This is a genomic window from Chloroflexota bacterium (assembly GCA_020850535.1).
Taxonomy (GTDB): Bacteria; Chloroflexota; UBA6077; order UBA6077; family JACCZL01; genus JADZEM01.
This window is the reverse complement of record JADZEM010000112.1, coordinates 1-13,001: the sequence shown is the minus strand read 5'-3', so window position 1 is coordinate 13,001 and position 13,001 is coordinate 1. Positions and strand designations below refer to the sequence as shown.

11 protein-coding genes are annotated in these 13,001 nt (G+C 71.1%); 8 read left to right on the top strand and 3 right to left on the bottom strand.

What is annotated here, in order from left to right:
• Positions 1-25: 25 nt before the first annotated feature.
• Positions 26-832 carry a TetR/AcrR family transcriptional regulator C-terminal domain-containing protein gene (locus IT306_15145; GenBank protein ID MCC7369762.1) on the bottom strand — a complete coding sequence of 269 codons (807 nt, stop codon included), beginning with the start codon at positions 830-832 and terminating at the stop codon, positions 26-28.
• Positions 833-944: 112 nt separating this feature from the next.
• On the opposite strand from IT306_15145, the gene IT306_15140 reads away from it, so the two are divergent.
• The 7 genes from IT306_15140 to IT306_15110 all read left to right on the top strand — a co-directional run bounded on the left by IT306_15140 (position 945) and on the right by IT306_15110 (position 7,857).
• Positions 945-1,916, top strand: a complete 972-nt coding sequence (locus IT306_15140; protein ID MCC7369761.1) for an ATP-binding cassette domain-containing protein — start codon at positions 945-947, stop codon at positions 1,914-1,916.
• 50 nt (positions 1,917-1,966) lie between these two features.
• The gene (locus IT306_15135) at positions 1,967-2,773 is read left to right on the top strand and encodes an ABC transporter permease (protein MCC7369760.1); all 807 of its coding nucleotides are present in this window, start codon (positions 1,967-1,969) and stop codon (positions 2,771-2,773) included.
• Between the two features lie 147 nt (positions 2,774-2,920).
• Positions 2,921-4,033 carry a glycosyltransferase family 4 protein gene (locus IT306_15130; GenBank protein ID MCC7369759.1) on the top strand — a complete coding sequence of 371 codons (1,113 nt, stop codon included), beginning with the start codon at positions 2,921-2,923 and terminating at the stop codon, positions 4,031-4,033.
• Between the two features lie 6 nt (positions 4,034-4,039).
• Positions 4,040-5,020 carry a hypothetical protein gene (locus IT306_15125; GenBank protein ID MCC7369758.1) on the top strand — a complete coding sequence of 327 codons (981 nt, stop codon included), beginning with the start codon at positions 4,040-4,042 and terminating at the stop codon, positions 5,018-5,020.
• 143 nt (positions 5,021-5,163) lie between these two features.
• Positions 5,164-6,102: a zinc ABC transporter substrate-binding protein gene (locus IT306_15120; protein ID MCC7369757.1), complete on the top strand. Its 939-nt coding sequence runs from the start codon at positions 5,164-5,166 to the stop codon at positions 6,100-6,102.
• A gap of 8 nt (positions 6,103-6,110) precedes the next feature.
• A complete protein-coding gene (locus IT306_15115; protein MCC7369756.1) occupies positions 6,111-6,956 on the top strand; it encodes a metal ABC transporter ATP-binding protein in 846 nt (281 codons plus the stop codon).
• Between the two features lie 19 nt (positions 6,957-6,975).
• Entirely contained in the window at positions 6,976-7,857 is an 882-nt protein-coding gene (locus tag IT306_15110) for a metal ABC transporter permease (protein MCC7369755.1), read from the top strand.
• Between the two features lie 208 nt (positions 7,858-8,065).
• Here IT306_15110 and IT306_15105 read toward each other — a convergent pair whose 3' ends face one another.
• On the bottom strand, positions 8,066-9,007 hold the full coding sequence (locus tag IT306_15105; protein ID MCC7369754.1) for an NAD(P)-dependent oxidoreductase: 942 nt from the start codon (positions 9,005-9,007) through the stop codon (positions 8,066-8,068).
• Positions 9,008-9,178: 171 nt separating this feature from the next.
• Between IT306_15105 and IT306_15100 the strand changes: the two genes are divergently transcribed.
• Positions 9,179-9,691 carry an Lrp/AsnC family transcriptional regulator gene (locus IT306_15100; protein MCC7369753.1) on the top strand — a complete coding sequence of 171 codons (513 nt, stop codon included), beginning with the start codon at positions 9,179-9,181 and terminating at the stop codon, positions 9,689-9,691.
• A 134-nt stretch (positions 9,692-9,825) separates the two neighbouring features.
• Here IT306_15100 and IT306_15095 read toward each other — a convergent pair whose 3' ends face one another.
• Entirely contained in the window at positions 9,826-12,510 is a 2,685-nt protein-coding gene (locus IT306_15095) for a GAF domain-containing protein (protein ID MCC7369752.1), read from the bottom strand.
• Between the last annotated feature and the right edge of the window lie 491 nt (positions 12,511-13,001).

Sequence of the window (13,001 nt, the reverse complement as noted above, 5' to 3'; positions counted from 1 at the left end):
AGGAAGTACAGGTAGATGGAGGAAGTTAGCTGAGTTCCGCTCGCCGGCGAGAGCGGACCAGCGCCTCGATGCCGTCGAGGACGCGCTGCAGGCCGAAGGTGAACGCGAACGCCGCGTGGTAGGCCGCCTGGTGGGTCTCGCCCGCCACCTGCCCGACCCGCGCCGCCAGCGGGTAGCGGTCCGGGTCGAAAAGCTGTTCGAGCAGCGGGCCGTACGACGACCACCACGCCTCGATAGACTGTCCCGTGCGCTGCTCGGACTGGGCGGCGTCCACCGCGCCGCGCGCCGCCCCATGCACGTAGTCCGCCAGCAGCACCACCACCGCGTCCATCTCCAGGTCGGACAGGCCCAGGCCGTCAACGGCCTGCAACTGCTCGTCGTACTGGGCAAAGATGTTCGGGCCGAGGACCGGCCGCGCCTTGTTCACCTGGAGCAGCCACGGATGCCGCTGGTACAGCATCCAGTGCTCGCGGGCCGACCGCGCCAGCCGATCCCGCCAGCAAGCCGGGGGCGCGTCGGCCTCGGAGTCCACGCGGGCAAGCTCGGCGTGGACCGTGTCGATCATCAGGTCCAGCAGCTCGGCCTTGCTCGGGACGTAGGTGTAGAGCGACATCACCCCGACACCCAGCCGCTCGGCCACCCGCCGCATCGAGAGGGCCGCCAGCCCCTCCGCATCGGCCAGCGCGACGGCCGCCTGCACGATGGCCTCCACCGTGAAGCGGGGCTTCGGACCGCGCCGCTGCGCGGGAGCCGCCGACCGCCAGAGCAACACCATGCTGCGCTGGGGATCGCTGAGGAGGGACTCGTCAGGGGGGATCTCGGTGGACGCCATGGCCTATTCTGCCCGAAAGCTCCAGGAAAGAAGACCGTTGCAGCAAGAATACCGTACATTGTACGATTATGTCTTACAGTCGGGCTGCTTGTCTGCCTGGAGGTCTTCCCGCATGGCTGATCTCGCGGTCCTTGCTGACGGGCTCCGCAAGCAGTACCCCCAGGCCAGGTCCCCGGCCCTGGACAGCTTCACGCTGGAAGTGCCACCAGGCTCGGTCTGCGGGTTGCTCGGGCCGAACGGCGCCGGCAAGACGACGGCGGTCCGCATCCTCTCGACGCTGCTTCTGCCAGACGGCGGGCGCGCCGAAGTGGCCGGCTTCGACGTGGTGCGGCAGGCCGCCGAGGTCCGCTACCGCATCGGGCTGGTGGGCCAGAACGCCGCCGTCGACGAGATCCTGAGCGGTCGCGAGAACCTCGTCATGTTCGGGCGGTTGTACCACCTCGGCGCGACGGTCGCGGCTCAGCGGGCCGACGAGCTGCTGGCCGAGTTCGGGCTGACCGAGACCGGCAACCGCCCGGTCAGCCAGTATTCGGGCGGCATGCGGCGGCGACTCGATCTCGCGGCCAGCCTGATCCTGGCCCCGCCGGTCCTCTTCCTGGACGAGCCGACGACCGGCCTCGATCCGCGCAGCCGCAACGAGGTCTGGGAGGCCGTCCGCGCCCTGGTACGCGACGGCACGACCGTCCTGCTCACCACCCAGTACCTGGATGAGGCCGATCAGCTTGCCGACACCATCTGCGTCATCGACGCCGGGCGGGTCATCGCACACGGCACACCCGCCGAGCTGAAATCGCAGCTGGGCGGTGACCGCATCGACGTGATCGTGCGGCGGGCCGACCGGCTCCCGGAGGCGGCAAGGATCGTGGAGGGGATCGCCGGGGCAGCGCCTGAGATCGACCAGGACACGCGGCAGATCAGCGCACCGGTCGCGGACCGCATGGCCGGCATGGTCGAGGTGGTCCGGGCGCTTGACGCCGCCGCCATCGAGATCGACGACCTCGCACTCCGCCGCCCGACCCTGGACGAGGTCTTCCTGCACCTGACTGGCCACCACACCGGCGCGGCACCCTCGGAGGGCGCATGACGGCGCTTGAAGCGCGGCAGACGCGCACGCCACGCATCATCGCGCCCTCGATGCCGCGCACCTGGGCCGCGCGGGCTGGCTGGGCGCTCCTCGACGGCTGGACCATCGCCGAGCGCGACATTCGCCACTGGCTGCGGCAGCCGTTCAACCTGCTGGTGGGGCTGGTCTTCCCCGTCATCATCGCCCTGATGATGGGGTACGTCTTCGGCGGGGCGATGTCCCTGCCCGGCGGCGGCGAGTACTTCGCCTACCTGATGCCGGGGATCTTCGCCCAGACGATGCTCTTCGGGGTGATGGAGACGTTCACCCACGTCACGACGGATGCCCAGCGCGGCGTGACCGACCGCTTCCGCTCGCTGCCGATCTCCTCGGGGGCCGTCGTGCTGGGCCGCGGCATCGCCGACATGCTCAACTCGACCGTCGGGCTGACGCTGATGCTCGGCTGCGGGCTGCTGGTCGGGTGGCGCTGGCAGCAGGGGATCGGCAACGCCCTGCTCGCTATCGGGCTCTTGCTCCTGCTGCGCTTCGCGTTCCTCTGGCTGGGGATCTACCTTGCGCTGGTGCTCAAGCGGCCAGAAGCGATCATGACGTTCCAGATCCTGATCTGGCCGCTGGCCTTTCTGTCGAGCGTCTACGCCCCGCCCGAGACGATGCCGGCCGTGCTGGGGGGCATCGTCGAGTGGAACCCGATCTCCGCGACCGTCACGGCCACCCGCGCGCTGTTCGGGAACCCGGGCGGGGCGGCCGTCTCCTGGGCCACGGCGAACGCGCTGCCGCTGGCTCTCGGCTGGCCGCTGCTGATCCTGGCGATCTTCGCGCCGCTGGCGGTGCGGCGGTACCGGCGGCTGAACGTGTAGTCCAGCGCGGCCTGCGTACCTCCGTCGCGGTCTGCGTACCTCCGTCGCGGCCTGCGTGCCATCAGCCTTCCGCCACGGCGCGGTTCCTGAAATTCAGGACGGGATGGGCCTGACAGGGTATCCTGCGCCCGATGTGGGAGACGGGCGATGGTGGGTGAGGGCGGGCAGGGGATCCGCCCGCTCGGCTGGGTGACGCCGGGGCCGCTGCAGCAACTGACCGGCGGTTACCTGTACGACGCGCGGATCGTGGACGGGCTGCGGGTGCGGGGCTGGCCGGTCGGCGTGCTCGACATCCGCGCCGGCGGCTGGCCGCTCGACCTCGCGGCCGGGCGAAGGCTGGCCGCCGGCCTGCGGCACGCGCACTGGAGCAGCGTGGTCGTGGACGAGCTGGCACACCCGGCCCTGGCAGCGGCGCACCTGACGGGACGCCTCCGACCAGCCCTGCGCGGGACGCCGCTGATACTGCTGGTGCACCACCTGCGCTGTTCGGAGCCTGGCCCGTGGCATGGGCGAGCGCTGGCCCGGATGGTCGAGGGGCTGGTGGTCCGTACCGCCGACCTCGTCGTCTGCACCAGCGAGACGACGGCCCGCACGGTGCGTCCGCTGACGCGCCGAGGCATACAGACGGCAGTGGTGCGGCCAGGCTGGGACACGCACGAAGGCCTCAGCGGCCGGGCTAACCCGGACGGTGAAGTCAACCTGCTGCTCGTCGGGCATTGGACGCCGCGCAAGGGCATCCTCGACGCGCTCGCGGCGCTCCAGCGGACCGGCCTCGGGGTCACCCTCGATCTGGTGGGCGAGCAGGACCGCGATCCAGCCTACGCCGCCCGGGTCTGGGCCGCCCTCCGCGCGCCCGATCTCAAGGACCGTGTGCGGGTGCATGGCCGCGTCTCAGCCGGCATGCTACGCCGGCGCTTCTCCGAGGCGGACGCGCTGCTGCTGCCCTCCAGCCACGAGGGGTACGGCATGGTGCTGGCCGAGGCGCTGGCCGCCGGGCTGCCCATCGTGGCGACGCGGGTCGGGGCGGTGCCGGAGGTGGTCCGCGGCGGCCAGGAAGCCGAGCTGGTGCAGCCCGGCGACGTCGGGGCGCTGGCCCGCGCCATCGAACGGCTGGCCCGCTCGCCCGACGAGCGTCACCGGCGCGCGGCCCTGGCCCGCGAGCGCGCAGCCTCGCTGCCGACCTGGAGCGACAGTATCCTCGCGTTCGAGCGGCTGCTGCAGGCCGTCGCTGCGCCGTCTGCCACACGGCAGGCAGGCTGACCCGCGATGGGGTTCGATCCGGCATGGCTCTCGGCGCGCCGTCGCTACGACGAGGCCGCCCTGGATGCGGCGGCCATCCGCGCGATCCGCGACTGGGCCGCCGCGCTGCCCGAGGGGTATGTGCCCATAGTCGTCGACCTGGGCAGCGGGACTGGCGCCGCCCTCCGGCGGGCACGGGCATGGCTGGCCCCGCGTCCGCTGGAGGCCTACGCCGTGGACCGTGACGCCGCGCTCCTGGCCCTGGCGACGCCGCCGGGCAGGGGCGCTGAGCCCAACGCTGCATGGTCGGCCGGCCAGCACAAACCGGCCAGCACCCACCTGGCAGGGCAGGCAGGGCAGGCAGGGCAGGCAGGGCACGAGTGTCGCGCCACGCGGATCGTCGCCGATCTCCTGCAGCCGCTCGACAGCCTGGGCGGTCCGCCCGACGGCACGGCAGACCTCGTGCTTGGGCACGCGCTGGCCGATCTGCTCCCGCTCGACCGGCTGGCCGCGCGGGCGGCGGCGCTGGCACGGCCGGGCGGGCTGATCCACCTCGCACTCGCCTACGACGGCCAAACCTGCTTCGGGCCATCCTTGGAGGCTCAGCGGCCTGGCCTGGCCGAGGCCGAGCAGCGGATCCTCAACGGTTTCCATCAGCACATGGACCGCCCGCGCGCCGCTGCCCCAGCGTACGGCGGCGCGACCTCCGGCCGGCGGCTCGCGCCAGCCCTGCGGGCGGCCGGCCTGGAGATCGTGCGGGAGGGCGCGTCCGTCTGGAACGTGGCCGCCGCAGACGGCCCGGACGCCCGGCTGGTGCTGGACTGGCTGCTGCGATTCGTGTCTGACGCGGCGCGCGACCTCGGCCGCGTAGACCGCGCGACACTCGACGCCTGGGAGGCGTGTCGGCGGGCGATGCTCGCGGATGGGACGCTGACGGCACGGGTGGTGCACCGCGACGTGCTGGCCCGGCGCGCCGAGACGCCACGCGGTGACGGCCCGCTGCTGTAAGTGTTGGCATGTGCAACATCTGGCAAACATGCTTCCATGCACGTTACAGTCGGACGATGGGCTGGCCGCAACCAGCCGCGCCGGCCGACGATGGGGGAGGAGCCACTTTGAAGCGACTCGCCGTACTGACCACGCTGCTGCTGATGCTCTCAGCCGTCCTGCTGCCAGCGCCGGGACCGGCCGCCGCGCAGTCGAAGCTGAAGGTCGTGTCCACCGTTGCCCCGATCACCAACATCGTGCAGAACGTCGGCGGCTCGCGCATCGAGCTTGAGGGCATCATCGCCCCAGGTGTGGACTCGCACACGTTCGAGCCAGCCCCGTCAGACGCGCGCAAGCTGGCCTCAGCCGACTTGATCTTCGTCAACGGGCTGGCGCTCGAAGGGACCACCATCGAGCTGGCCCAGGCCAACCTCAAGTCCGGCGCGAAGATCGTCGAGCTGGGGCCGCAGACGATCACCCGCGAGCAGTGGGTCTTCGACTTCAGCTTCCCCGAGGAGCACGGCGATCCGAACCCGCACGTCTGGATGAACCCGCTCTACGCGCTGCGCTTCGCGGAGCTGGTGCGCGATGCCCTCTCCGAGCGCGACGCCGCCAATGCCGACTACTACCGCCAGAACGTCGAGCTGTTCCGCGCCCGCATCACCGAGCTTGACACGGCCATCAAGGCGACCGTTGCCACCATCCCCGAGCAGAACCGCAAGCTGCTCACCTACCACGACTCGTTCGCCTACTTTGCGCCGCGCTACGGGTTCCAGGTGATCGGCGCGATCCAGCCGAGCGACTTCGCCGAGCCGTCGCCCCGCGAGGTGGCGGCGCTGATCGACCAGATCCGCGAGACCGGCGTACCGTCGATCTTCGGCTCGGAGGTTTTCCCCAGCCCGGTGCTGGAGCAGATCGGCCGCGAGACCGGCGTCCGCTACTACGACTCGCTGCGCGACGACGATCCGCCCGGCGCGCCGGGCGATCCGGAGAACACGTACATCGGCATGCTCAAGTTCGACGTGCAGCTGATGGCCGAGGCGCTCGGCGGTGATCCGTCTCCGCTCAACAATTTGGACCCGACGAACACCTATCAGCCATAGTCCTAAGGATGCCTGTCGTACACGCACCCGCCGCTGCACGGTCTGACCGTGCGCTCGTCGAGCTTGACGACCTCGCCTGTGGCTACGATGGCCGCGCGGTCCTCGAACGGATCGCCCTGAGCATCGCACCGGGCCAGTTCGCGGGGATCGTCGGGCCGAGCGGGTCCGGCAAGACGACCGTCCTCCGCGCGATCCTCGGCCGGGCCGACATCTTCCATGGGGCCGTCCGGTTCCCGGCCACGGACGGCCGCCGCCCCCGCATCGGCTACGTGCCGCAACTGGAGACGATCGACTGGAGCTTCCCGGTCACCGTCGAGCAGGTGGTGCTGATGGGGCTGGCCGCCGAGTCCGGCTACTTCCCCTGGGCCAGGAAGTCCGACCGCCAGCGCATGATGGCGCTGCTGGAGCGGCTGGGCATCGCCCACTGCGCGAAGCGCCACATCCGCGACCTCTCCGGTGGGCAGCAGCAGCGGGTCTTCCTGGCCCGCGCGCTGATCCGGAACCCTGAATTGCTGCTGCTGGACGAGCCGACCTCCGGCGCGGACATCAAGACGCGCCACGAGGTGCTGCACCTGCTCCACGAGCTGAACGGCGAGGGGATCGGCGTCCTGCTGACGACGCACGATCTCAACTCGGTGGCAGCGCACCTCCCGTGGGTCATCTGCCTCAATCAGCGGATCGTGGCCCAGGGCACGCCAGACGACATCTTCACCACCGAGATCCTGACCCGCACCTACGGCGCCGAGATGGTGGTGGTGCGCCAGGGCGACCTGATCCTGGTCTCCGACCGGCTGGCGGCGACGCGCTCCGGCCTGCACCCCGGCAACGAGCAGCCGCTGGAGCGCGGCGCGTGATCCTGCCGGAGTGTGGCCGGTGATCCTGCTGGAGCCGTTCCGCTACGAGTTCTTCGTGCGGGGGCTGCTGGCCGCGACGCTGGTCGGGGCGCTGTGCGGCCTCATCGGCGTGTACGTCGTGCTGCGCCGGATGAGCTACATCGGGCACGGCCTCTCGCACGCCGTCTTTGGCGGGGCCGTCGCCAGCTACGTGATGGGCGTCAGCTTCTACGTCGGCGCGGGCATCTGGGGGTTCGCCGCCGCCCTGCTGATCAACGCCCTCTCGCGACGCCACTACATCGGCGCGGACGCGGCCATCGGGATCATCACGACCGCCAGCTTCGCGTTCGGCGTGGCCTTGATCAGCCAGTACCGGCGCTTCACCCGCAACTTCGACGCCGCGCTGTTCGGGAACATCCTGGGCGTCACCAATCAGGATTTGCTGGTGGTGGCGCTGGTCTCCGTCGTGACGCTGCTGCTGATCTTCTTCCTGTACAAGCAGCTCCTGTTCACGACGTTTGACCCGGAGGTTGCGCCGATCTACGGCATCCGGACGGCCTGGATCGAGACGGCGTTCTCGGTGATGCTGGCCGGCACGATCATCGCCTCGATGCAGGTGATGGGCGTGACGCTGATCGCGGCGGCGCTGGTGATCCCGGCCATCGTGGCGCGCCTGCTGACCGACAGCTTCAGCACGATGCTCTGGCTCTCGACGCTGGTCGGGGCGCTCTGCGGGCTGCTGGGGATCTACTTGAGCTACTTCCTGGACATCGCCTCGGGGGCCACCGTGGTGCTGGTGGCGGCGGCACTGTTCGTGGCGGTCTACAGCGCCGTCAGCATTCGGCGGCAGCTGAGCGGCCGGTCGGCGCGCCAGACGGCGGCCACCAACCGCGCCCAGAGCATCGCCGGCCTCTTCGACTGACCACTCCGCCCTAAGAGCGCACAGACCCTCCCTCAACACCGTCGCTCGCCACTCCCCGCCGCAGGCAGGGCTGTCGAGCGACGCAGCGCCGCCCCAGAAAGCATAGGCGGCGCCAGACGGAGGGTACAACGGGAGTTTCCGCACAAGCCTGTTGCGCGGCTGGGCATCTGGTGAAAGATGCCTGACCGGTCGCCTCAGGCCCCGAGCGTCAGCCCTGGCGCGTGATGCCGGCCCGCTCCTCCGCCGCCAGCGCCGCCACGCTGTAGTCGAGCCCGCCACGATCCCTGATCCGAGCCTGCGAGAACAGCCCGTGCGCCAGCGCGACCATCGGCGAGTCCACCCCGAGCGCGCCGGCCGCTTCCAGCAGCTGGCGCAAGTCCTTGTTGAACAGGTCGAGGGTGAACTGCGGGGCAAAGTCGCCGGCCAGGATCGGCGGCGTCTTGCGCTGCATGACCGGCGAGGACATCGGGAGCGCGCCAAACGTCTGGGCCAGGGTGGCGCGGTCGAAGCCAGCCCGCTGCCCGACTGCCAGCAGCTCGAAGAACGCCTGCATTGTGACGCCCATCAGCGCATTGGCGAGCAGTTTGAGCCAGGCGCCCTGTCCGGACGGCCCGGCATGGATGATGGTGGAGCCCATGACGCTGAGGATCGGGCGCAGGGCCTCCAGCGTCTCGGCGTCGCCGCCGGCCAGGATCGTCAGCGTGCCATCGGCCGCCGGGCCGATGGTTCCCAGCACCGGCGCTTCGAGGAAGCGCGCGCCACGCCCGTGGGCCGCCTCGGCGAGGCGCAGGCTGAGCGCCGGGGTGACGGTGCTCATGTCGACGTAGGCCACGCCGGCCCGCAGCCCGGCCAGCAGACCCACGTTTCCGAAGGCGACGGACTCGACGGCCGCTACGTCCGTCAGCATCGTGATGACCACGTCGGCGTCAGCGGCGGCAGCCTGGGGGCTGGCGGCCAGCGTCGCGCCGCGTGCGGTGAGCGGCTCGGCCCGGCTCGCCGTCCGGTTCCAGACGGTCAGCGGATGGCCCGCCTCGAGCAGGTTGGCGGCCATCGGGCGGCCCATCGCGCCGAGACCGAGAAAGGCGACACGGGGCAGCGGCGCGGACGTGTCGGCGGTGGCGTCCGAGGACGGGTCAGACTGACCTGCCATGACGGGTGCACTCCAGCGTGGGGTGGGGCGCCAGCCGGACGCCTGTCGCGTCGGGCGGGCGGAGGATCGCACGGGGCCGGGCACGAGGGCAAGCCGCCGGTCGGTAGGCAAACATCCGCCACTCGGGTATCCTGCATACCGATACCTGGAGGAGTCGGAAAGCGGGAAGCCGTGCCACGTCAACCAGCGCCGCGCAGCTCAACGGCGGGGGCCGCCGACGACCGACCGGCGGCCCCGGTCGCGCTCGACCCCACCGACCGTCGCTTGCTGGCCCTGCTCTCCGAGGACGGCCGCCGCTCGTACGCCGAGCTTGCCCAGGCTGTCGGGCTGAGCGCGCCGTCCGTGTACGCGCGCGTCAAGAAGCTGGAGGATCGGGGCGTCATCCAGCAGTACACCATCGCCACCAGCCCCGAGCTGCTCGGCTATGGGATCGCCGCGCTGGTGGCCGTGCGGCAGCTGCCCGGGTTCCACTGGGAGCGGCTGGAGTCGGCGTTCCACCGGCTGACGGCCGTGGAAGCCTGCTACAGCGTGACCGGCGACGACAGCTACGTGTTGCTGGTGCGCGTGGCCGACGCCCGCTCGTTGGAAGACTTGCTGCGCGAGATCGGCTGCGTCGAGGGCGTCTCCAGCACCCGCACGATGCTGATCCTCTCGACGACGTTCGAGCGCAAGCGCATCGAGTGACCCGCGCCGTCGGGCTGGGCGCGCGTGCCGTCGGGCTGGGCACGCGCCGTCGGGCAGGGCGCGCGTGCCGTCTGCCAGGGCGCGCCGTGCGATTCGGCTCAGGGGGCGGACGCAGCGCCCAGCACCGTCGCCGCTCAGGTCGTCGGCAGCGTGAACCAGAACGTCGCGCCCTGGCCCTGCGCGCTCTCCACGCCGACCTCGCCCCCGTGCAGATCCACCAGGCGCTTGACCACACTCAGGCCCAGCCCGCTCCCGCGCCGGGCGACGACCGCTGCCTGCGCGCCCCGGTAGAAGCTCTCCCAGACCCGCCCGATCTCCTCAGGGCCGAGGCCAGGGCCACGGTCCACCACCTCGATGCGGACCGCCTCGCCGCTCCGTGCGACGCGCACCAGGATCGGGCCGTCTGGCGCGTACGCCAGCGCGTTCGAGAGCAGGTTGGCAACGATCTGGTGCAGCCGGGCCGGATCGGCGTCCACCACCAGGCCGGGCGCAAGCTCGGTCCCGATACGCTCGCCGCCCGGCTGCGCCTGGAACGACCGCACCGACCCCTCGAGCAGGTCGGTGAGCGGCACGGCGGCGCGGTGCAGCGTCAGCCGGCCGTGGTCAAGGTCTGAGAAGTCGAGCAGGTCATCGACCAGCCGCGCCAGGATCCGCGCACTCTGGTGGATCTCACCGCTCATCTGTGCGATCTCGGACGTCGAGAGCTGCGCCGCACGGTGGACCAGCAGCTCGGCGTAGCCGTAGATCAGGCTGAGCGGGGTGCGCAGCTCGTGTGAGACCGTGTTCAGCAGCTCCGACTTGAGCCGCGCCAGCTCGCGCAGCGCCTCGGCCGCCGTCGCCTGCTCGAAGAGGTGGGCGTGGTCGAGCGCGATGGCGGCCTGCGCCCCGAACACATCCAGCAGCTCCAGGTCATGCTGGTTGAACGGCTCGGCCACCTCGAGACGATTCGCCGTCAGGACGCCAACGAGGCGATCCTGCACCAGCATCGGCGTCGCCATGACGGACGTCGGCACGATCGTGTCGGGAAACGGATGCAGCCGTCCAGACCACTCCTGGTACGCCTCGACAACGATGCCTTCACGACGGGCAGCAGCCAGGCCGGATACACCCTCTCCCAGCTTGATACGGATGGCCTCCGGCCAGACCCGCACGCCGCACGACGCGGACGACACCAGGGCCTCTGACGCCTCATCCCAGAGCAGCACCGAGACGGCCTCGCAGCGCATCAGCTCGCAGGTGCGGGTCAGGATCAGGTCCAGCAGGGCGGGCAGATCCAGCTCGCGGGTCAGCTCGGTCGTGACGGTTCGCACGGCGTCGACCTGCCGGCTGCGCTCCTCCTCCCGGGCGAGCGCCCGCGCGTGCTCCACGGCCACGGCGGCAAGGTCGGCCACCGTCTGGAGCAGCAGCACGTCCGCCCCGTCGAAGGCCGGCGCACCGGCCGGCGCCTGGATCACCAGCGTCCCGAGGATCTGCCCCCGCGCCGAGACCGGCACGCCGATGGTCGGGCCGAAAGCATGATGGTCGAAGTAGCCCAACGCTGGCACATCGGCTGCGTAGTCGCCGAGCAGGACCGGGCCACGCTCGGCAATCACCCGGTGGCTGACCCCGCGCCCCTGGGGCACCGTCCGGCCACGCAGCTCCATCGGGTACCCATGCGCTGCCAACACCACCAGCATGCCCGACGTCGGATCGCGCAGGGAGAGCCCCCCGGCAACCCCGCCCACAATCGTGACGGCGCGCTCGACGATCAGGTCGAAGCGGCGCTGCCGATCGGCCTCGGCCACGATCACCGCCGCCGCCCGCGCGACCTCTTCCGCGCCGCGCCGCTGACGACGCTCGGCCTCGAACTGCCGGACCGATGCGACGATGCCAGCCGCCTGCCCGGCGTACAACTCGAAGATCTGGGCGTCTGCCGCGTCAAACCGGTGACAAGGATCGGGCGCGTGGGCCGTGACCGCGCCCAGTAACCGGCCATCGGCGACGAGCGGCGCACCGATGGTCGGCCCGGCCGAGCCGGGCAGCCCGCCAGTCGGCAGGATCACCACCTGCTGCTCGCGGATGGCGCGCTCGGCGACACGCCAGCCGTGCAGATCCGTCGGGGAGCCAGGCGGCATGGCCGGTGTCGAGCACAGCGGCGTCAACACCTGGCGCGCCTGATCCCACCCCAGGAGCGTCCCCCGCTCAGCGCCAACCGAGCGAACCGCCTCCTCGAGCACCATATCCAGGACGTCGTCGTCGCCGGTGTGGACCGCCAGCCGCTGGGCAACCCGTTGCAACCCGAGCAGCCGCGCCTGCTGCCGCCGCGCGTCGGCCAGCAGGCGGGCCTGCTCGACGCCGACCGCCAGGTGGACGGCAAGGTGCTCCAGCAGCCGCTCGTGAGCCACAGTGTAGACCCCGCGCTGGCAGGAGGCCGCCACCAGCACGCCGACCGGCGCATCCCCGACGAGGACCGGGACGACGAGCCGGGCATGCAGGCCGGCAGCAGCCAGCGACGGCCCTCCCGGCAACAGCCCGTCTACCGGCGGCCCTCCCAGCGACGACCGGGGCGCCAGGTCCGCCTCACGGTACGAGCGTCCGCGCTCCAGCACCGCCCGGATCGTGGGGTCGCCGAGCGGCAGCGTCACCCCTGGGACCATGCCCGGCACGGCGCACTCGCCGGCCACGGCCAGCAGTTGGAGCCGCTCCGGCTCGGCGTCCCACAACGCGACGGCGCTCCAATCGGCCGGGGCGAGCTGGCGGACCTCGTCGACGACGATCTGCGCGACCTCCGCAGCGCTGCTCCGGCCGACAATGGCCCGGGCGACCTGCGTCAGGGCCATCTGTGCGCTGAGGCGCGTACGACCGTTGCGCTCCGGCCGCTCGCGTCGGGGCGCATCAGTGGATATTCGCGGAGACGTAATATTGTGTCCAGTTGTGTCGCGCATAGTCTTCTCTATGACCCCAACGCCCCGCTCTGCGGAAAAGGGTCGCGATGTGACCTGCCAAGCGCGCGCGTCCCTGAGACAAGAGGCGCCGGTACGACCTGCCGGGCGCCCCTGCTACGCCGCGATCGCGCTCGCTGTACGTTCGCCGCCGTTGTGGCGTTGCTGCATCCGCGTCAAACCTATCATATATCCGCCAATGTGAGATCCTTCCAGCATAGCGCACCCTGGCTATTTTGGGAGGATCATGCACCCCCTGGACCAGGGCGATTGCATGTTGATGTCGTCGTGCCGCCGCGTCGGGGCTTGAAAGCCCCGCCTACCATCCTGCAGTCGCTGCGCGACGCTCCAGTCGCACCAGTGCCGGCCGTTCCCGACGGCCGTCGCGC